The 18,915-nt window shown below is 62.1% G+C and carries 19 protein-coding genes; 8 read left to right on the forward strand and 11 right to left on the reverse strand.

The annotated features are described in order from the left end of the window. Positions 1-18 precede the first annotated feature (18 nt). Complete coding sequence (locus KJQ96_RS20905) at positions 19-330, forward strand: hypothetical protein (RefSeq protein ID WP_213288430.1); 312 nt, start codon at positions 19-21, stop codon at positions 328-330. A 229-nt stretch (positions 331-559) separates the two neighbouring features. Further along, complete coding sequence (locus tag KJQ96_RS20910) at positions 560-832, forward strand: hypothetical protein (RefSeq protein WP_057841791.1); 273 nt, start codon at positions 560-562, stop codon at positions 830-832. A gap of 632 nt (positions 833-1,464) precedes the next feature. Here the strand turns inward: KJQ96_RS20910 and KJQ96_RS20915 are convergent. From KJQ96_RS20915 to ettA, 3 genes are all read right to left on the reverse strand, one after another. Continuing rightward, positions 1,465-2,733 carry a lytic murein transglycosylase gene (locus KJQ96_RS20915; protein ID WP_213288431.1) on the reverse strand — a complete coding sequence of 423 codons (1,269 nt, stop codon included), beginning with the start codon at positions 2,731-2,733 and terminating at the stop codon, positions 1,465-1,467. Further along, complete coding sequence (locus tag KJQ96_RS20920) at positions 2,733-3,323, reverse strand: TIGR00645 family protein (RefSeq protein WP_213288432.1); 591 nt, start codon at positions 3,321-3,323, stop codon at positions 2,733-2,735. The genes KJQ96_RS20915 and KJQ96_RS20920 overlap by 1 nt, the downstream gene beginning before the upstream one ends. Before the next feature lie 127 nt (positions 3,324-3,450). Then, positions 3,451-5,100, reverse strand: coding sequence for an energy-dependent translational throttle protein EttA (ettA, locus tag KJQ96_RS20925; RefSeq protein ID WP_213288433.1), 1,650 nt, complete (start codon positions 5,098-5,100; stop codon positions 3,451-3,453). 231 nt (positions 5,101-5,331) lie between these two features. Here ettA and KJQ96_RS40305 point away from each other — a divergent pair, with 231 nt between their 5' ends. Further along, on the forward strand, positions 5,332-5,526 hold the full coding sequence (locus KJQ96_RS40305) for a hypothetical protein (protein ID WP_249734291.1): 195 nt from the start codon (positions 5,332-5,334) through the stop codon (positions 5,524-5,526). A 139-nt stretch (positions 5,527-5,665) separates the two neighbouring features. After that, positions 5,666-6,625, forward strand: coding sequence for a D-2-hydroxyacid dehydrogenase family protein (locus KJQ96_RS20935; protein ID WP_213288435.1), 960 nt, complete (start codon positions 5,666-5,668; stop codon positions 6,623-6,625). 268 nt (positions 6,626-6,893) lie between these two features. On the opposite strand, the gene KJQ96_RS20940 is transcribed toward KJQ96_RS20935, so the two are convergent. Next, entirely contained in the window at positions 6,894-7,847 is a 954-nt protein-coding gene (locus KJQ96_RS20940; RefSeq protein ID WP_213288436.1) for an NAD(P)-dependent oxidoreductase, read from the reverse strand. Positions 7,848-8,047: 200 nt separating this feature from the next. Further along, positions 8,048-9,400 (reverse strand): L,D-transpeptidase, encoded by a 1,353-nt coding sequence (locus KJQ96_RS20945; RefSeq protein WP_213288533.1) that lies wholly within the window; start codon positions 9,398-9,400, stop codon positions 8,048-8,050. Between the two features lie 366 nt (positions 9,401-9,766). Here KJQ96_RS20945 and KJQ96_RS20950 point away from each other — a divergent pair, with 366 nt between their 5' ends. Next, positions 9,767-10,546 carry a hypothetical protein gene (locus KJQ96_RS20950; RefSeq protein ID WP_213288437.1) on the forward strand — a complete coding sequence of 260 codons (780 nt, stop codon included), beginning with the start codon at positions 9,767-9,769 and terminating at the stop codon, positions 10,544-10,546. 17 nt (positions 10,547-10,563) lie between these two features. Here the strand turns inward: KJQ96_RS20950 and sseA are convergent, their stop codons facing one another. The 3 genes from sseA to KJQ96_RS20965 all read right to left on the reverse strand — a co-directional run bounded on the left by sseA (position 10,564) and on the right by KJQ96_RS20965 (position 13,293). Beyond that, the gene (sseA, locus tag KJQ96_RS20955; protein WP_213288438.1) at positions 10,564-11,415 is read right to left on the reverse strand and encodes a 3-mercaptopyruvate sulfurtransferase; all 852 of its coding nucleotides are present in this window, start codon (positions 11,413-11,415) and stop codon (positions 10,564-10,566) included. 126 nt (positions 11,416-11,541) lie between these two features. Then, the gene (locus KJQ96_RS20960; protein WP_213288439.1) at positions 11,542-11,955 is read right to left on the reverse strand and encodes a rhodanese-like domain-containing protein; all 414 of its coding nucleotides are present in this window, start codon (positions 11,953-11,955) and stop codon (positions 11,542-11,544) included. A gap of 162 nt (positions 11,956-12,117) precedes the next feature. Beyond that, complete coding sequence (locus tag KJQ96_RS20965; protein ID WP_028347038.1) at positions 12,118-13,293, reverse strand: VWA domain-containing protein; 1,176 nt, start codon at positions 13,291-13,293, stop codon at positions 12,118-12,120. A 141-nt stretch (positions 13,294-13,434) separates the two neighbouring features. On the opposite strand from KJQ96_RS20965, the gene KJQ96_RS20970 reads away from it, so the two are divergent. From KJQ96_RS20970 to KJQ96_RS20980, 3 genes are all read left to right on the forward strand, one after another. Further along, positions 13,435-13,677: a GlsB/YeaQ/YmgE family stress response membrane protein gene (locus KJQ96_RS20970; RefSeq protein WP_213288440.1), complete on the forward strand. Its 243-nt coding sequence runs from the start codon at positions 13,435-13,437 to the stop codon at positions 13,675-13,677. 97 nt (positions 13,678-13,774) lie between these two features. Next, positions 13,775-14,617, forward strand: a complete 843-nt coding sequence (locus KJQ96_RS20975) for a MoxR family ATPase (RefSeq protein ID WP_057836460.1) — start codon at positions 13,775-13,777, stop codon at positions 14,615-14,617. Positions 14,618-14,699: 82 nt separating this feature from the next. Beyond that, the gene (locus KJQ96_RS20980; protein WP_213288441.1) at positions 14,700-16,202 is read left to right on the forward strand and encodes an NAD(P)/FAD-dependent oxidoreductase; all 1,503 of its coding nucleotides are present in this window, start codon (positions 14,700-14,702) and stop codon (positions 16,200-16,202) included. 51 nt (positions 16,203-16,253) lie between these two features. Here the strand turns inward: KJQ96_RS20980 and KJQ96_RS20985 are convergent, their stop codons facing one another. The 3 genes from KJQ96_RS20985 to KJQ96_RS20995 form a co-directional block, all read right to left on the reverse strand. Beyond that, complete coding sequence (locus tag KJQ96_RS20985) at positions 16,254-17,270, reverse strand: methyltransferase (protein ID WP_213288442.1); 1,017 nt, start codon at positions 17,268-17,270, stop codon at positions 16,254-16,256. 18 nt (positions 17,271-17,288) lie between these two features. Then, positions 17,289-18,215, reverse strand: a complete 927-nt coding sequence (locus KJQ96_RS20990; RefSeq protein WP_309142446.1) for a tripartite tricarboxylate transporter substrate binding protein — start codon at positions 18,213-18,215, stop codon at positions 17,289-17,291. Positions 18,216-18,300: 85 nt separating this feature from the next. Further along, positions 18,301-18,825 carry a MarR family winged helix-turn-helix transcriptional regulator gene (locus tag KJQ96_RS20995; RefSeq protein WP_213288444.1) on the reverse strand — a complete coding sequence of 175 codons (525 nt, stop codon included), beginning with the start codon at positions 18,823-18,825 and terminating at the stop codon, positions 18,301-18,303. Positions 18,826-18,915 lie beyond the last annotated feature (90 nt).

The raw sequence follows: 18,915 nt of genomic DNA on the forward strand, positions 1-18,915 counted from the left end.
CACGAGAAAGGTGAGGCCATGAAGAAGACATTGATGGCGCTCGGTGCCGCCGCCGCGTTGGCCGTTTCGGCCGTGGCTGTTCCCGCTCCCGCCCAGGCGCAGCGCGGCGTTGCGGCGGGCGTCGCCGCCGGATTGATCGGCGGCGCTATTGTCGGCGGCGCGATTGCTTCGCAGAACGGCTACTATTACGGCCCGGGCTATTATGGGCCCGGCTATGGCGGCCCGGCCTATGTCGTCGATCCCGGTTACGGCGAGTCCTGCTTCTGGCAGCGACAGCGGTTCTGGGATGGCTATGGCTGGCGGGTCCGCAACGTCAGGGTCTGCGACTAGCAGCCGTTCATCTTCATTAAAGTTGCGCTCAACACCCCGGAAAGGCAGTGCTTTTCCGGGGTGCATGCGATTTTCGGCCCGAAAAAACCGCTTTTTTCGACGACCGTTTGAAGACGTTTACTTTCGATTGACCCATGTGCGCTTTTTTAGCGAAGCGGCAGTTCGAAACAGCGTGTGAGTCATCCCTAAACCCGGCGCCCGACGGCGTCACTCCAGGAGAGCCCAAGACATGAAGAAGACATTTGCTGCCTTCGTCGCGGTCGCAACGATTGCCGGTTCGCTTGCCTCGACGCCCGCGAGCGCACAGCGTGGCGTTGCCGCAGGCGTTGCGGCCGGCTTGCTCGGCGGCGCGATCATCGGCGGTGCGATCGCCTCCAGCCGCCCGGCTTACGGCGGTCCGGTGTATGTGGAAGAGGCGCCCTATCCGGCGTGCCGCATGGTTCGCGAGCGCTTCTGGGATGGCTACGACTGGCGCTATCGCCGCGTCGAGGTCTGCCACTGATCTGACCGACTGGCGCACGAGATGCGCGCTTTGATCGAGAGCCCGGCCGATATTTCGGCCGGGTTTTTCTTTGTGACGATGTAGGGGACTGTCCGTATTCCGAGGCACGTGTCCAAGTTTGAAGTTGCCAGTGTTCCAATTTAACGGATCGTGTGGTCTCATCCACGTTCAACAATGGGGTTGAGACATGCGATTTCTGTTTTCGGTTGCCCTAGTATTCGTCGCGACCGCTGCACAGGCCGATAGTTGCCAGCAAATCGGTAACTTCGTTAGTTGCGACAACGGTCTCTCAGGCCAGCAGATTGGAAGTTTCACCTATTGGAGTGATGGGACTTCATCCCAGCGCGCAGGAAATTTCACTTACAACAGCGATGGCTCAAGTCCTCAGAGAAGCGGAAATTTCAACTATTACGGTGACGGCACCAGCTCCCAAACGATTGGGAACTTCACCTACTTCAGCGACGGCCGTACGTGCCAACGCACAGGGAATCAGACTTACTGCAACTAGATATCCAAGAGACCGCCCCGCCAGTCCTGTAGCCGAGGTGAGGCAGCGACGTCCGGGGATGGCGCCGGCACCACCGCTCCCGGATATCGCTGGCCCTCATCCGGCTACGATGTCTACGACGTAGTCAGCGTCCCCCGCTCATCGAGCGCAGCACCGCCTCGCTCGGCCAGCAATCGACCTTCAGCCCGGCGGACTTCTGATAGGCGCCCAATGCCGCACGGGTCTGCATGCCCGCCTTGCCGTCGAGCTTGTCCTTGTAGAGACCGATGCGCGTCAAATGGCGCTGCATGGCCTCGACATCGGCGGAGCGCAACTGCGTCGAGGCAGACCACGGTGTTGCGAACGGCAGCGGGCTCGCCATGCGGTCGGCGAGATGGCCGACGAACAGCACATACAGATCGGAGAAATTGTATTCCTTGATAACGAAGTAGTTCTTCGTCGTCAGGAACGACGGGCCGTAGATGCCCTCCACCTGCAACAGCGAGGCCGGCTGCGCCTGTTCGGCCGCACTCAGCCTCTGTCCGCGCACCGGCACGAAGCCGGCGCGCAGCCACTCGGCGATCGGCTTCGTCACCTCGGGCACGCCCATGGTGCAATCGACATTGGCCGGCGCCTTCACCTCGTAGGCCCAGCGCACCCCACGCTGCCAGCCCTTGTTGACGAGCTGTTGCGCGGCGGATGCCAGCGCGTCCGGCACGGAATTCCAGATGTCGACACGACCGTCGCCGTCATGATCGATGCCATGCTTGTAATATTCGGACGGCAGGAACTGGGTGAGGCCGGTGGCGCCAGCCCAGGACGAGCGAAAATCCTTGCGCGCCACCGCGCCCTCGCCGAGAAGTTTGAGCGCCTGAATGAACTCGGTGCGATACTGATCCTTGCGCCGGCCGACATAGGCCTGCGTCGCGACCACGCGAAGCATATCGTAAGGCAACCGGTAGCGGCCGAAATCGGTCTCGCGGCCCCAGATCGCAAGCACGATGGTGGCCGGCACGCCAAAGCGCTCCTCGATATCGCTGAGCGCCGCGCGATGCTTCTGCATCAGCTTCTGCCCTTCGGCCGCCAGCCGCGCGATCGAGGATTCCTTCACATAGTCGGCCGGCACCTGCACAAATTCGGCTTGCGCCGGCGCGCCGGTGGGCGGCCGGCCCGGCAGCAAGAGATCAGGCAGTTTGTAGTCAGGCTCCAGCCCTTGCGTTTCGCGATCGAAGGTCGCGCGCGACACGCCGGCCGCCTGCGCCTCTGGCCACAGCGAGGCGACGAACTGGGCAAAGGCGGCGTCGGCAGAGAACGCCGGTTGCGACCCGCCGAGCGTCACCGCAGTCACTATCAGAACTGCGGCAGCCGCCCTCGTTCGCAAAGCCGAAAATCCGATGATCGACAAGCCGCCCATCAATGAGCGCTGGCGCGCTTTGCTTCGTCGACGGCCATGTTCGAGACACGGTCGACATAGGCAATGCCGATGGCCGACAGAATGAAGACCGTATGGATGATGGTCTGCCACATCACGCCGGTTTCGGTGTAGACGCTCTTTCCCGACGCCAGTGCACCGGCCTCGATGAAAGTGCGCAGCAGATGGATCGAGGAGATGCCGATGATCGCCATCGCCAGCTTGATCTTGAGCACGCTGGCGTTGACGTGGCTGAGCCATTCCGGCTCATCGGGATGGCCCTGCAGGTTGAGGCGGGAGACGAAGGTCTCGTATCCGCCGACGATCACCATCACCAGCAGGTTGGAGATCATGACGACGTCGATCAGGCCCAGCACCGCCAGCATGATCTGCTGTTCGCTGAAATCGAAGGCGTGAGCGAACAGATGCCACAGTTCCTTCAGAAACAGCACGACATAGACGCCTTGCGCGACAATCAGCCCAACGTAAAGCGGCAATTGCAGCCAGCGGGAGCCGAAAATCAGCATCGGAACGGGGCGCAATGCCTTCCCCTTACCTTTAGGTGGCAACGGTGTTTCGGGGGTAAGGGACATCAGGATGGCTCGCTGCAGGATTGGAATTTCGAAACAAGGCCTATATCTACGCACTGTCACCGCCGTGTGAAGCGACAACTGGCCGCAGCACAAGCGGGACATTTAATTATGCAAACGCCCGATTGGTTCACCTCGTCAGCTTCTTGTACTTCACGCGGTGCGGAATGATGCTGTCCTGGCCGAGCCGGCGCATCTTGTCCTTCTCGTAATCCTGGAAGTTGCCTTCGAACCATTCGACATGGCTGTCCCCTTCGAAGGACAGGATGTGGGTCGCGATGCGGTCGAGGAACCAGCGATCGTGGCTGATGATGACGGCGCAGCCGGCGAAATCCTCCAGTGCCTCTTCCAGCGCGCGCAGCGTATCGACGTCGAGGTCGTTGGTCGGTTCGTCGAGCAGCAGGACGTTGGCGCCTGATTTGAGCATCTTGGCCAGATGCACGCGGTTGCGCTCGCCGCCTGACAGCGCGCCGACCTTCTTCTGCTGGTCGGCGCCCTTGAAATTGAACGACGAGCAATAGCCTCGCGAATTGACCTCGCGCTTGCCGAGCAGGATCAACTCGTTGCCGCCGGAAATCTCCTCCCACACCGTCTTCTTGCCGTCGAGATCGTCACGCGACTGGTCGACATAGCCGAGGTGCACGCTCTCGCCGACGGTGATGGTGCCCTTGTCCGGTTTTTCCTGGCCGGTGATCATGCGGAACAGCGTGGTCTTGCCGGCGCCGTTGGGGCCGATCACGCCGACAATGCCGCCGGGCGGCAGCTTGAAAGTGAGATCCTCGATCAGCACGCGGTCGCCGAACGCCTTGGTGAGTCCTTCGAAATCGACCACGTTCTGGCCGAGGCGCTCGGCCACGGGAATGGTGATCTGCGCGGTCTGAGTCTGCTTCTCGCTCGCCTGCTTGAGCAAGTCCTCATAGCGCTGATAGCGCGCCTTGGACTTGGCCTGGCGTGCCTTCGGTGAGGACGCGATCCATTCCTGCTCGCGGGCCAGCGTCTTCTGGTGCGCGGCCTCCTCGCGGCCCTCCTGCTCGAGGCGCTTCTGCTTCTGCACCAGCCAAGACGAATAATTACCCTCGTAGGGAATGCCGCGGCCGCGGTCGAGCTCGAGGATCCAGCCGGTGACGTTGTCGAGGAAGTAGCGGTCGTGGGTCACGATCAGGATCGCGCCGGGATAATTGCGCAGGTGGCCTTCCAGCCACGACACCGACTCTGCATCGAGGTGGTTGGTCGGCTCGTCCAGCAGCAAGAGATCCGGCTGATCGAGCAGCAATTTGCACAGCGCGACGCGGCGGCGCTCGCCGCCGGAAAGCTTCGTCACGTCGGCATCGTCGGGCGGACAGCGCAGCGCGTCCATCGCCTGGTCGACCTTGCTGTCGAGATCCCAGAGGCTCGCGGCCTCGATCTGGTCCTGCAGCTTGGTCATCTCGTCGGCGGTTTCGTCCGAATAGTTCATCGCCAGTTCGTTGTAGCGATCGAGGATCGCCTTCTGCTTGGCGACGCCCTCCATCACGTTCTCGCGAACCGATTTGGAAGGGTCGAGGTGGGGCTCCTGCTCGAGGTAGCCGACGCGCGCGCCCTCCGCGACCCAGGCCTCGCCGCTGTATTCCTTGTCGAGGCCGGCCATGATTCGCAGAAGCGTCGATTTGCCGGAGCCGTTGACGCCGAGCACGCCGATTTTGGCGTCCGGGTAGAAGCTCAGATGGACGTTATCGAGCACCTTTCGGGTCGGGTAGCTCTTGGTCAGACCCTGCATGAAATAGATGAATTGGCGAGCCATCGCGATCCTTGGAAACGTTGGATTTTACGGAAATTTGCTGCCGCTGATGTAGCGGCGCGGCCCCCAAAGGGCAACCGCGGCAGGGGCGTTTTCCATCCGTTCACCACGGATGAATACGGGATGGTCACCATGTCCGCCGAGATCCCGACAATTGAAACTATTTTTTAGTAAATCAGGCGAAAACTCGTCTTCAGCGCCGAAAAAGGCGTCTTGAAAACAAGGGCCTGCGTCATGGCTACGATCGGTTTGGCATCCCTTTCCGCCCCGGCTCATCCACACGCCGGACTGGCGAAACCGTTGGCAGAACTCCGCGCTTTCTGGCGCCAGTTCGTGGCCAAGGCGTTCAACCCCTACCGCCCGGAACTGCACTATATGCGCGGTCCGGGACCGGCCTGGCGCGCCAAGCATCTCGGCCATTCGAACTGAGATTTCCTGGTTTTGAGCCTGCCCTGCATTGAGCCTGCCCTGCGTTTAGTCCGCTTGCGCCGCTACTGATTGCGCGCAACCATGGCGACCTTCCCGACGCGTTTCCCGCCGTCATCCTCGCCATCAACGGACCTCTCAAATGACGCGGCTGCGCTGTGCAATCCTCGACGACTATCTCAATGTGGCGCTTAAGGTCGCCGACTGGTCCAAGGTCACCCACCGCGTCGACGTCACGGTGTTCAACCAGCCGTTTGCCACGGCCGAAGCCGCAGCCGCCGCGCTCAAGGATTTCGAGATCATCTGCGCGATGCGCGAGCGCACCCCGTTCCCGCGCACCATGTTTGCAGGTCTGCCCAATCTAAAACTCCTGATCACCTCGGGCCTGCGCAATGCCGCCATCGATATGGAGGCCGCCAAGGACCACAAGGTGGTGCTGTGCGGCACGCAATGGGGCCGCGACCCGACGGCGCCGCTGACCATGGGCCTGATCCTGGAGCTGACCCGCAATATCGGCCGCGAGAACGCCCGCATGCATGCCGGCGAGCCGTTGCAGGCCCATGTCGGCATGGAAATCGAGGGCCGCACGCTCGGGGTGATCGGCCTCGGCAAGCTCGGCACCAAAGTATCGAAACTGGCGCAGGCCTTCGGCATGAACGTGATCGCCTGGAGCCAGAACCTGACGGCTGAAAAATGCAAGGAGGTCGGCGTCACTTATGTGAGCAAGGAAGAGCTGTTCTCGACCGCCGACATCGTCACCATCCATGTGGTGCTGAGCCAGCGCACGCGCGGGCTGGTGGGGCGTGATGACCTCGCGCGGATGAAGCCAACCGCCTATCTCGTCAACACCGCGCGCGGGCCGATCGCCGACGAGGGCGCGCTGTTGGAAGCGCTGACGCAAAGGAAGATCGCAGGCGCCGGCATCGACGTGTTCTCGGTCGAGCCGCTGCCGGTCGACCATCCTTTCCGCAAGCTCGATAACATGGTGCTGACGCCGCATCTCGGCTACGTCACCGAGGACAGCTTTCGAAACCACTATCAGCAGATGGTCGAGGGCATCGATGCCTGGTTCAAGGGCGAGCCGAAGCAGCGGCTGGCTTAACGCATGATGATTTTTGGTCAGATGAGTTAGCCGCAGGCGCTTTACCTCTCCCGCTTGCGGGGGAGGCGTAGGCCACCTTCGGTGGCCGTCCTCTGAGATGCCGAGGCAAAGCCTCGGCTATGGCGAAGCGTCGGGTGGGGGCTCTCTCCACTCGGGCAGTGTCACCCGCCGAGACACCCCCACCCCAGCCCTCCCCCGCAAGCGGGAGAGGGAGCGCACCTTCTGCGTGGTCGCAATCAAATCTAATTTCATCATGCTTTAGTCACGTTTACGCTGCGTGCTGCGCGGTTGCGCCGCTGACAACCTCTGCAAATCCCTGACGCCACGACGGATGCGCCGGCTGCCAGCCCAGCTCCCGCCTGGCCTTGGCGTTGGAGCTTGCCTGCACGTCGGTCATCATCGAAACCAGGTGCTCGCCGGCGAACAACCGACCAAGCCAGGCCGGCACGCGAATGGGGGGCCTAGCTCCGACCAGCGTGGCAAGCGCAGGCAGCCATTCGCTGACCGGCGCCGGTTCATCGTCGACGATGTTGTAGATTTCGCCTGATGTGCCGCGCTCGATGGCAGCAACAGTCGCGGCAGCCGCGTCATCGACGTGGATGAACGACCACCGTCCGCCACCACCGCCGATCAGCGGCACGCGGCGGCGGCGCACCTGTTCGATCATCGCACGCGACAGCATGCCCGTGTCCGGCCCGTAGAACGATCCGTATCGCAAGACGATGCCTTCGAGATTCGCCGAGCTGGTGACGGCGTCCTCCAGATACTGAATCGCGTCCAGCGTGCGGCGCAGTTCCTCCGGCGGATTGAAATCGAGCGGATCGGCCTCGGCCTTGATCGGTTCGTAGGTCCAGCCACAGAAGCTCTGGGCGATGAAGCGCTTGACGCCGGCCTCGCGTGCGGCTGCCAACAGAAAATCGGTGCCCTGCGTGCGCAATCGATTGGTGGTAGCGAACGCGCGATCGAAATGCCTGAGATCCGTGACCCCTGCGAGATCGGTCATCTCATCGATGATGACATCCGGCTTCGCTGCACGCACTGCGGCGCGAATGGCCGGCGCGTCGAGCCCATCGGCGATCACAGGTTCCGCGCCCATCCGTCTGATGATCTCGGCCTTCGCCGCCGTTCGCGTCGTGCCAACGACGGAATGACCGGCCGCAATCAGGGCGGCAAGTAGTGGACGGCCTACAGCGCCAGTGGCGCCTGCAACAAAAATCCGCATGCCGAATCCTCCTGCTGCTGCCCCAAAATTTCTGGCCGGCAGGTAGTCGATTGAAATGTGAATTCAAGCGCGCGGATGTGGCTGAAGGCCCCTGTTCATCCGGACTTGTTCCGCAAAGGCCAAGCCGCATCGTGCGCGCATCGACAACGAAAAAGGCGCGCCGTCGGCGCGCCTTCGAAACGTCGTCGTGACTCAGATTCTTACCGAATCGTGACCGGCGCGGGCAGCGGCGGCACCACCGCCGGCTGCGCACCGGAAGCGGGCGCCAGTTGGGCCTGAGCCGGTCGGGGGGCTGCTGCGGCAGCCGGGCCAGCGGCGGGCGGGGCGGCCGACGCGTTTGCGACGTTGGCGGGCGGCGGGCTGCCCGGCAACACGACTACGCGGGTACCGACCTTGGCGCGCTCGAACAGGTCGGAGACGTCCTCGTTCAGCATGCCGATGCAGCCCGAGGAGACGAACTTGCCGATCGTCGAAGGCTGGTTGGTGCCGTGGATGCGGTAGATGGTCGAACCCAGATACATTGCACGTGCGCCGAGCGGATTGCCGGGGCCGCCAGCCATGAAGCGCGGCAGATAGGGCTGGCGCTCGATCATCTCGGTCGGCGGATGCCAGTCCGGCCACTCGGCCTTGCGGCTGATCTTCTGCACGCCGTTCCAGGTGAAGCCGTCGCGGCCGACGCGGACGCCGTAGCGAATCGCGCGTCCGCCACCGAGGACGTAATAGAGATGGGTATTGGCGGTATCGACCACGATGGTGCCCGCGGGCTCCTTGGTCGTGAAGGCCACTTCCTGGCGGCGCAGATGCGGCGGAAGCTGCGCAGGGCCGACTTCCGGCTGCTCTTCCGGCGGCAGCGCGGCGAGTTGCACCGGCTTGCCATCAGCTCCAACGGCGGGTTGCTGCGACTGCGGGAGCGCGCCAGTGGCGGCGGGCGCGGCCGCCGGTGCGGCGCCGATGGCCCCCGGCGGGCGCAGGCCGGCGCGGTCGTCGTTCGGATAGACGATACCGGCGCCGGGAATGCGGCTATCGCCGCGATCCGAATAGACCGGCTGCTGCGAACCGGGCGGACGGTCCGCATAGATCACCGGCGGCGGACCGGCCGGGCGGCCGTAACGCGGATCGTCGGGCGAAAGGATCGGGCCCGTTGGCGTCGCGGCGCCACGGTCCGAATAGGCCGGGCCAGCGGCCGGACGGCCATAGCGCGGGTCGTCCGGAGAAAGGATGGGGCCCGTGGGCAACGGCGCGCCGCGGTCCGAATACACCGGGGCGGGCGCCGGGCGGCCATAGCGGGGATCGCTGGGCGACAGCACCGGGCCGGGCGGCGGCAACGCCGCCGAACTCGGCGCGTTCGGCGCCTCGTCGTCCTCCAATGCGTCGAAATCAGGTTCGCCGGGGTGTCGTTCGTCAACCGCATAGCCACCGGGCACGTACGGTCCTGGCGCCGCCGAATAGACCTGGCCGGGAGCTGACGGATAGCTCTGCGCATGGGCGAGCGAAGTTCCCGCCATGCCAGCGGCAATGGCGGCACAAATCGTCAAAATGCGGTTGTTCATCATCGCCTTTGTATAGACCCCAAGCCCCACCGGACGGTTAACGGCAGATGACGGAAGATCGCGGCGCATTCAAGACAAATCCGCGAAATTCGGCCTAAACCAGTCATTTGTGATCGCAGCCAAGGTGCGTGTGATCGCAGCCAAGCTGCGGCAAAGATGCCTCAGGACGGCGGAAATCGCCGTCGGCGGGTGTGCGCGAACGTCGAACCGCAGATTTTGTAACAAAAAGCCACCGGGCATTGAGATACTCTCAAATCGGCCTGATTCGCGCGCGCCCCACCCTCCGCCGCATCCGGCCCGCCCAGTGGTCACCGCGTTCCCTTAGCAAGCAATAACCCTCAGAGATCAAGGAGGGTGGAACCCGAGTCCATGCTTCCCGGCTTTCGTTTTTTGTTCATCGCGATCGTGCTGTCGATGTCGATCCTGGTTTTTGGTCTTGGCGCTGCGGCCCTGTTGCGGGCTGCGCATGAGGAATTCGCCAATCTTCCCTCGCGACGGGCGGCGCCCGAACCGATGTTCGCCCGCCCGAACGGTGACCCGCTGCCGAGCCTGGCGTTGCTGCGCGTCGACCCACCTGTCGCGGAGAGGCCGGTCGACAATGTCCTAGCCGACAATGTCGCGGCCGCCGCCGTTCCGGAAGCAGCCTCGGAGGCACCGGCATCGACCGCGCAGACTCCAGACATCAGTCCGGCGGAGCCCGAGAAATTGGCTTCAGTGACGCCGGCAGAGCCGGAAATGATTGCGGAGACACCGGTTGCTCCGGCTTCCGCGGCCCAAACCGAGGCACCCGCTCCCGGTGCGGAAGTGAAGCTCGTCGCCGCCCCTGAGCCGGAGCACACCGCCGCTGCCGCCTCGCCTCCCGCGGCGCCGGCAACGGATGCGCCGTCACTTGAAGACAATGCCACTGTGACCCGGATCGCGACGCTCGGCGGTCCCGCCGTCCTCATCGATGAAAAGACATCAGCCACGACCACGGAAGCGAAGCCGGATCGCAGCGCAATCAAGAAGCAGGCTGCACAGCGGGCCCGGGAAAAGCGGCGAATTGCGGCGGCGCGCCGCGCACGTTTGGCACGTGAGGCAGCGCTGACTCTGCAGCAGCAGCAACCCAATCCGTTCTTTCCGCTCCCGATGACGAGCGCGACGAGGTAACGTCCAAAATTTGAGGATCAGGCCGGGCCGGTCGCGACCGGCGGGCCGTCGGCTGCGCCCCACTCCGTCCACGAGCCATCATAGAGCGCCGGGTTCTCGACGCCGAGACGATAGAGCGCCAGCGTCAGCACGGCGGCGCTGACGCCGGATCCGCAACTCGTGACGATGGGTGCGTCAAGCTTCACGCCGGCGCCTGAGAACGCCGCCTGCAACTCTTCGAGCGGCTTCATCGTGCCGGTCGCGGCATCGAACAGATTGTTGTAGGGCAGGTTGAGGCTACCCGGGATGTGCCCGGAGCGAAGTCCCGGCCGCGGCTCGGCGACCTTGCCCTGATAGCGTTCATTGGCGCGCGCATCGATCACCTGCTCGGCGCGGCTCGCGAGGTTTTCGACCAATTGCTGCATGCTGCGCGTGCGCCGGGCATCGAACGTCGCCTTGAACGTCGAAGGCTTCGGCGTCACCTGCCCGCTATCGACCTTACGGCCTTCCGCGACCCACTTCTTCAGGCCGCCATCGAGCACGCGCACGTCCTTGCCGAACGACAGAAACATCCACCACACCCGGGCTGCAGCGACCCAGCCGCCGGAATCATAGACGACGATGGTGTCGTCATTGCCGATCCCAAGCGCGCCGACGTCACGGCCGAATTGCTCGGCGGGAGGAAACATGTGCGGCAGCGGATTGGAATGGTCGGACACCGCATCGACGTCAAAGAACACCGCGCCCGGAATATGCGCGGCGAGATAGTCGTCCTTCGGCACCGGCATCACGCCCGGCATCTTGAACGTGGCATCGACGATCTTGACGTTGGGATCGTTCAGGTGCGCGGCGAGCCATTCGGTGGAGACGAGCGGGTCAGTGGTGGTCATGACAAAATCCTTGCTGTCATTCCGGGATGGTCCGAAGGACCAGACCCGGAATCTCGAGATTCTCAGGTGCGCAATTGCGCACCATAGTTCGATGCTTCGCATCGCCCCGGAATGACACGGGCAACACTACCCCTTCTTCTTCGGCTCCCACTTCTCGACCGGACCGCCAGCGTCGCGCCAGGCGGCGAAGCCGCCGCCCATATGCGCAACTGGCTTCAGGCCCATGTCCTGCGCGGTCTTGGCCGCGAGCGCCGAGCGCATGCCGCCGGCGCAGTGGAAGATGAACTTCTTGTCTTCCTGGAAGATCGGTTTGGCATAGGGGCTTTGCGGATCGATCCAGAATTCCAGCATGCCGCGCGTGCAGGAGAACGCGCCGGGAATCTTGCCCTCGCGTTCGATCTCGCGGGGATCGCGGATATCGACGATCACGACGCCCGGATCCTGCGCGGCCTTGATGGCCTCAGCGGCGCTGACAGTCTCGATCTCGGCATTGGCTTCGTCGATCAGGGATTTGATGCCGCGGTGAATGGTCTGGGGCATTTGTTACCTCTTTATGCTTGTGCCTGCCCTCGCGTGTCCCGGACGCGGCGCGGCACGGAGTGACGCGACGCAGAGCCGGGACCTACATCGCGGCCAACCGATGGGCCCCGGCTCTGCAGCGCATCGCTGGCGCGCTGCGCTGCATCCGGGGCGCGAAAGCCGTTACCGCACCAATTCCTTCATCGCGGCTTCGAGGCCTTCGATCGTGATCGGATACATGCGATCGGAAAGCAGCCGGCGGATGATGGTGGTGGATTCCGAATAGTCCCAGTGCTTCTGCGCCACCGGATTGAGCCACACCGTATGCGGATAGGTCCGCGTGATGCGCTCCAGCCAGACCGCGCCGGCTTCCTCGTTCACATGCTCGACCGAGCCGCCAGGCACCATGATCTCATACGGTGACATCGAGGCGTCGCCGACGAACACCACCTTGTAATCGTGCGGATATTTGTGCAGCACGTCCCAAGTCGGCGTGCGGTCGGTGAAGCGACGCTTGTTCTGCTTCCACACGCCTTCATAGAGGCAGTTGTGGAAGTAAAAATATTCCATGTGCTTGAACTCGGACTTGGCGGCCGAGAACAACTCCTCGACCTGCTCGATATGGGAATCCATCGAGCCGCCGATGTCGAAGAACACCAAAACCTTCACCGCGTTGCGCCGCTCGGGGCGCATGTGCACGTCGAGATAGCCGTGGTTGGCGGTTTCCCTGATCGTCGTGTCCAAATCGAGTTCGTCGGGCGCGCCGGTGCGGGCGAATTTGCGCAGGCGGCGCAGCGCGATCTTGATGTTGCGGATGCCAAGCTCGACATTGCCGTCGAGATCTTTGAACTCCCGCTTGTCCCACACCTTCACCGCGCGGTTGTTGCGGTTCTTCTCCTGCCCGATCCTGACGCCTTCGGGATTGTAGCCATAGGCGCCGAATGGCGAGGTGCCCGCCGTGCCGATCCACTTGTTGCCGCCCTGATGGCGGCCCTGCTGTTCCTTCAGGCGCTGGCGAAGCGTCTCCATGAGCTTGTCCCAGCCCATCGCCTCGATCTGCTTCTTCTCTTCCTCGGTGAGGTATTTTTCCGCGAGCTTCTTCAACCATTCGGCGGGAATGTCCGCCTTCTCCATGGCGTCCAGCAGGCTTTCCAGCCCCTTGAACACGGTACCGAAGACGCGGTCGAACTTGTCGAGGTTGCGCTCGTCCTTCACCAAAGCGGCGCGGGAGAGATAGTAGAAATTCTCCACCGTCTGATCGGCAAGGTCGGCGTCGAGCGCCTCCATCAGAGTCAGATATTCGCGCAGCGTCACCGGGACCTGCGCGTCGCGCAACGATGTGAAGAATTGCAGGAACATGGGATACAGATTGCCCGCCGGGCGGCACACGTCAAGGGCCAGAGCCTGTCAAAGGCCGGCGCATAGCTGTCAGACCTAGACCGGGTGGGTTTTTCAATTACAATTGACCTGCAAAAGGCTTATTCCGGCAGGGGAAATTCAATGGGAATCGTAGCGGCGCTGGTCATTGGCGGTATTGCGGGCTGGCTTGCCGGGTTGATCGTGCGCGGCGCAGGCTTCGGGCTGATCGGCAATATCGTGATCGGCATCATCGGCGCGCTGCTGGCGAGCTGGCTGTTGCCGCAGCTCGGCGTTAGCCTCGGCGCAGGCTGGGTCCGCGATATCGTCAACGCCACGATCGGCGCGGTGATCATCCTGGTGATCCTGTCACTGATCAGACGCTGACGAAGCTGCAGCAACTCCAATCGCGACCGCCGGACCGGCGGTCGTTTACTGTTCAGGCCGCGAGCGGCTGACGAACGACAACAAGGCAAACGGATAGATGAAATTTACCGGCACCAAGGACTATGTCGCCACGGACGACCTCAAGGTCGCCGTCAACGCCTCGATCGTGCTCGAGCGCCCGCTGCTGATCAAGGGCGAGCCCGGCACCGGCAAGACCGTGCTGGCGGAAGAAGTTGCGAAAGCGCTCGGCGCGCCGCTTCTGACCTGGCACATCAAGTCGACCACCAAGGCGCAGCAGGGCCTTTACGAATACGACGCAGTGTCGCGCCTGCGCGACAGCCAACTCGGCGACCCCCGCGTATCCGACATCTCCAACTACATCAAGCGCGGCAAATTGTGGGAAGCCTTTACCCACGACAAGCGCCCGGTGCTTCTGATCGACGAGATCGACAAGGCCGACATCGAGTTTCCGAACGACCTCCTGCTCGAACTCGATCGCATGGAGTTCTTCGTCTACGAGACCGGCGAGAACATCAAGGCGAGCCTGCGCCCGATCGTGATGATCACCTCGAACAACGAAAAGGAACTGCCGGACGCGTTCCTGCGCCGCTGCTTCTTCCACTACATCAAGTTTCCGGACGCCGACACCATGGGCCGGATCGTCGACGTGCACTTCCCCGGCATCAAGAAGCGCCTGGTGGAAGAAGCCTTGCGCATCTTCTTCGAAGTGCGCGAAGTGCCGGGCCTGAAGAAGAAGCCCTCGACCTCGGAGCTGCTCGACTGGCTCAAGCTGCTGCTCAACGAGGACATCACGCCGGAAATGCTGAGGGAGCGCGATCCGCGCAAGCTGATCCCGCCGCTGCATGGCGCACTTTTGAAGAACGAGCAGGACGTGCACCTGTTCGAGCGGCTGGCGTTTCTCAGCCGACGCGAAGTGTAATTCGCTGACGACCGCGACGCCAGAACCTGAGGTTCTGGCGTTTTGCTTTCAGAACACGACCAACGAAAAAAGAACAGGGAAGATGAACGTTCAAAGCCAGATCGACGCAACGTCGCTCCGCACGACCGAGCATTTCGACGTCCTGATCGCCGGCGCCGGCATCTCCGGCGTGGGAGCGGCCTATCACCTCACCACGCAGTGCCCGGGAACGACGTTCGTGGCGCTGGAAGCGCAAAAAACCTTCGGCGGCACCTGGACCACCCACCGCTATCCCGGCATCCGCTCCGACAGCGACCTGCACACCTTCGGCTACCGCTTCAAGCCGTGGACAACAGCGCCGATCGCGAGCGCCGCGGAAATCCTGAAATACATGGGCGAGGTGATCGAGGAAAACGATCTCGCTCCTCACATCCGCTACCGGCACACCATCACTTCAGCGAGATGGTCGAGCGAGGAAAACCTCTGGACCATCGAAGCCACGCGCACCGACACTGGCGAGAGGCTGCGCTTCACCGCCAATTTCTTCTGGATGTGTCAGGGCTATTACCGCCACACCGAGGGCTATACGCCGGAGTGGAAGGACATGGCCAAGTTCAAGGGACCGATCGTTCATCCACAGAAATGGCCTGAAGACCTCGACTACAAGAACAAGCGCGTCGTCGTGATCGGCTCGGGCGCGACCGCGGCGACGCTGATCCCGGCGCTGGCTCCCGATTGCGCGCACGTCACGATGCTGCAGCGTTCGCCCACGTATTTTCGCACCGGGCGCAACGCGATCGAGATCGCCGAGGAGCTGCGGAAGCTGCAGGTCGACGAAACCTGGATTCACGAAATCACACGACGGAAAATCCTGTTCGACCAGGACGCCTTCACCCGCAAGACGTTCAATGAGCCGGAAGCGGCCAAGAAGGATTTGTTGTCGGCGGTCGAAGCCTATCTCGGCAAGGACTACGACATCGCAACGCACTTCACGCCAAAATACCGGCCGTGGCGGCAGCGCATCGCCTTCATTCCTGATGGAGACCTGTTCCAGGGTATCAAGTCCGGCAAGGCCTCCGTCGTCACCGACGAGATCGAGAGCTTCACCGAAAAGGGCATCCTGCTGAAATCCGGCAAGGAGCTGGAAGCCGACATCATCATCACCGCGACCGGCTTTAACCTCTGCGCTACCGGCGACATCGAGTTTGCCATCGATGGCAAGCCGCTCGACTTCGCCGATACCGTGACCTATCGCGGCATGATGTTCACGGGCGTGCCGAACCTCGTCTGGGTGTTCGGCTATTTCCGCGCGAGCTGGACGCTGCGCGTCGATCTCGTTGCCGACTTCGTCTGCCGGCTGCTCTCGCACATGAAAAAGACCGGCGCGAAAAAGGTAACGCCGCAGCTTCGTCCCGAAGACCACAACATGCCGCTGTTGCCCTGGATCGATCCGGAAAATTTCAATCCTGGCTACATGATGCGCGGCATGCATCTGCTGCCCAAGCGCGGCGACAAGCCGGAATGGCAGCACAATCAGGACTACTGGGCGGAAAAGGACGAATTTCCGGCGATCGACCTCAAGGACAAGGCATTCGTTTACGGCTGAAGCTGGCCGGCTGATGTTCTGAGTGACGGGTGTACATCCCGTCACTCGGTGTCAGCGGGGACGAGCCTCCATCACATTAAAGCGGCCGGCTGGATAAACCGCGGCCAGATCGAATCCGCTCTGGTCGAGCAATTCGCGGTATTGTCCCTTGGTGCGCTCGAGCCCTCCGGGCCCGCGAAGCATGTTCAGATCGCTCAGCGCCTGCTCCCGGTCTTCGTCCGCCATGGTTGGCATCTCCGGCATCAGCCGTTCCACCAGAAGCAGCTTGCCTTCGCCCGGGAGCGCCTTGCGACAGTTTTGCAGGATCGTGACACTGCGCGCATCATCCCAGTCGTGAATGATGCTCTTGAGAATGATTGCATCGGCGACCGCCGGCACGGTCTTGAAGAAATCGCCGGCCACAAATTCCACGCGGTCATCGACGCCGATCTGCCTGAGATGCTTGCTCGCGGCCTCGGCACATCTTGGAAGGTCGAAAACAGTTCCGCGCAGTTTCCGGTTTTGTTGCGCGATGGGGCCGAGCAATTCGCCGGATCCGCCGCCCACGTCCATCAGGTGGCGTATCCCGCTGAAATCGTAGGAGCGAAGGACATTCGGCGTTACCAGCCGCGTAAGCTCCACCATCGCGGCATTGAATTTGTCGACATATTCGGGGCTTCGGCCCATCAAATCGAAACTGTTGGAAAGACCCATCAACTGCGCGGCAGTCTTGCCGGTCATGATGGTTTCGAGCATTCCGCTCCAGGATTTTGAAAGCATTTCAGCTTCAAGAATGGCCCAGCTCTTGAACGAGTGCTCGGCAGAGCCGTCGAGGCAGGCACCTACTTCCGTCAACGCATAGCCGCCGTCGCCGGTCCGCGCGCATATGCCGATGGTGGAAAGCGCGGTGAGCAGACGTCCAAGCGTCCGTTCATCCGCGCCGGTTGCCTTTGCGAGTTCGCCAGGCGACTTTGGTCCCTCCCGCAACAATTCGGCGAGCCCAAGTCTGGCCGCGACATAGATCACGTCCGTCACACGGTGCGACTGTATCAAGTCGAAAAGTTTGAGAGCGGATACTTGCGATGACATCGTATCTCCGATCGCTCATTATTGCGGATTCCGGATATCGATCAGTTTCGTGATTTCGCTCACCCAGGCGCGTTGCTTTTCTATCGCGCCCATCAGTTCCTCGGGCGTGCCACTTAGCACATTGTGGCCGCTTGCTTCCAGTTTCCGGCGAACGTCGGCATCCCGACAGATTGCGGCAACGTCCGCCGCAATTCGGCTTCGCAGATTTGCAGGCATGTCCTTGCCACCAAAAATTCCGGCCAGCCCATCAATTTCAAGTTCGGGGTGACCTAGCTCGCGAACAGTCTTGATCTCTGGCAGCGCGGCGGCGCGACTAGGGTTTACGACCGCGAGGAAGCGCGCCTTTCCGGCTTGCACTGGTGAGGAGGACGCCGTCAAAGACGTCAGCAGCGCTTGTATCCTGCCTTCGCCAAGATCAGCTTGGGGTTGCGAAGCGTCCCGGTAGCTGACGAAGTTCATCTTCAGATCGTTTTGTTTCAGAAACGCCGCAAATACATATCGCGGTAAGGTCGGCCCGGACGTCCATGCATATTTCTCCGGGTTGGATCGCAGTACCGCGATCAGCTCCGGAATGCTCTGTACTGGAAGTTGGTTGCTCACAGCAAGGGTCAGTACGATCGAAGTGGTGGCTGCGATTGGCACCAGATCCTGATTGACATCGTACGGCAGCTTGTCGACGAGCAACGGTGCCACAGTGATCGACCCTCCAACGGTATACAGCAGCGCATGGTCGTCACGGCTCGCGACAAACGATCCAACGCCAATGGTGCCTTCAGCGCCGGGTTTAACCTCAACCACGACAGGCTTGCCCCATTTTTTGCTGAGAGCATCGGCGAATATTCGAGCCGCCGCATCGTTGGCGCTTCCGGCCGGAAAAGTTACAATCAATTTGACCTGACGTTCAGGCCAATCCGCACTTGCGGGAAGTGACCAGGCGAGAGCCACGACGCAAACCGAGATGGCTGAGAAGCAACGCCGTCTTCGCGTATTGCAACGGCTGGCTTTTTGAGAATTTGACGGTATCGATCGACTAAGCGCCTTCCAAACCGCTTTCACGGCGACCTCCCATTTTGGTTTCAGGATTCGATTTGCGCTTCGGCTTCCGTCGTCCGTTGCCGGGACGAGCGTAGGAATCATTTGCTTCGATAACGCGGACGAGCATATCCAGAAGGGCGGCACGCTCAGCTTTCGATAAGGGCGCCAGCAGGCGCTCCTGGGCCGACAGCAACGTGGGACGCAAGCGGCGGCGCAAGTCAGTGCCTCGCGCCGTGACATAGAGCTTGCGTGACCGCCGATCTTCGGGATCGATCTTTCGCTCGACAAGGCCCTTCCCTTCGAGCACGTCGATCATTTGGCCGAAATTGACCGCGTCAACTCCCATGCGATTTGCAGCCTCTTTCTGGCCGCTTCCCGGGGCCTCCTGGACCGACGCCATCACACCCCAGAGCAGCGGGGTCAGATCTTCGGGCGCGAGAATCTCGGCCGTGACACCGAGACAGATTTGATGAAAGCGCCGAGCCAGATGAGCCGGCACCCGGTGCGACGGCAGGACCAATGATTTGTGTGGCCGGGAGTGATGCTCTGACATGTCCCATACGCTGAATATTCTTATAATAAGAATTCTTACGATAGTTCGACGGTGGGG

The sequence above is a fragment of the Bradyrhizobium sp. sGM-13 genome (assembly GCF_018398875.1).
GTDB lineage: Bacteria > Pseudomonadota > Alphaproteobacteria > Rhizobiales > Xanthobacteraceae > Bradyrhizobium.

Coding starts and splice junctions, on each gene's coding strand:
- KJQ96_RS20905 (WP_213288430.1), top strand. CDS start 19: ATGAAGAAGACATTGATGGCGCTCGGTGCCGCCGCCGCGTTGGCCGTT.
- KJQ96_RS20910 (WP_057841791.1), top strand. CDS start 560: ATGAAGAAGACATTTGCTGCCTTCGTCGCGGTCGCAACGATTGCCGGT.
- KJQ96_RS20915 (WP_213288431.1), bottom strand. CDS start 2,733: ATGGGCGGCTTGTCGATCATCGGATTTTCGGCTTTGCGAACGAGGGCG.
- KJQ96_RS20920 (WP_213288432.1), bottom strand. CDS start 3,323: ATGTCCCTTACCCCCGAAACACCGTTGCCACCTAAAGGTAAGGGGAAG.
- ettA (WP_213288433.1), bottom strand. CDS start 5,100: ATGGCTCGCCAATTCATCTATTTCATGCAGGGTCTGACCAAGAGCTAC.
- KJQ96_RS40305 (WP_249734291.1), top strand. CDS start 5,332: ATGGCTACGATCGGTTTGGCATCCCTTTCCGCCCCGGCTCATCCACAC.
- KJQ96_RS20935 (WP_213288435.1), top strand. CDS start 5,666: ATGACGCGGCTGCGCTGTGCAATCCTCGACGACTATCTCAATGTGGCG.
- KJQ96_RS20940 (WP_213288436.1), bottom strand. CDS start 7,847: ATGCGGATTTTTGTTGCAGGCGCCACTGGCGCTGTAGGCCGTCCACTA.
- KJQ96_RS20945 (WP_213288533.1), bottom strand. CDS start 9,400: ATGATGAACAACCGCATTTTGACGATTTGTGCCGCCATTGCCGCTGGC.
- KJQ96_RS20950 (WP_213288437.1), top strand. CDS start 9,767: ATGCTTCCCGGCTTTCGTTTTTTGTTCATCGCGATCGTGCTGTCGATG.
- sseA (WP_213288438.1), bottom strand. CDS start 11,415: ATGACCACCACTGACCCGCTCGTCTCCACCGAATGGCTCGCCGCGCAC.
- KJQ96_RS20960 (WP_213288439.1), bottom strand. CDS start 11,955: ATGCCCCAGACCATTCACCGCGGCATCAAATCCCTGATCGACGAAGCC.
- KJQ96_RS20965 (WP_028347038.1), bottom strand. CDS start 13,293: ATGTTCCTGCAATTCTTCACATCGTTGCGCGACGCGCAGGTCCCGGTG.
- KJQ96_RS20970 (WP_213288440.1), top strand. CDS start 13,435: ATGGGAATCGTAGCGGCGCTGGTCATTGGCGGTATTGCGGGCTGGCTT.
- KJQ96_RS20975 (WP_057836460.1), top strand. CDS start 13,775: ATGAAATTTACCGGCACCAAGGACTATGTCGCCACGGACGACCTCAAG.
- KJQ96_RS20980 (WP_213288441.1), top strand. CDS start 14,700: ATGAACGTTCAAAGCCAGATCGACGCAACGTCGCTCCGCACGACCGAG.
- KJQ96_RS20985 (WP_213288442.1), bottom strand. CDS start 17,270: ATGTCATCGCAAGTATCCGCTCTCAAACTTTTCGACTTGATACAGTCG.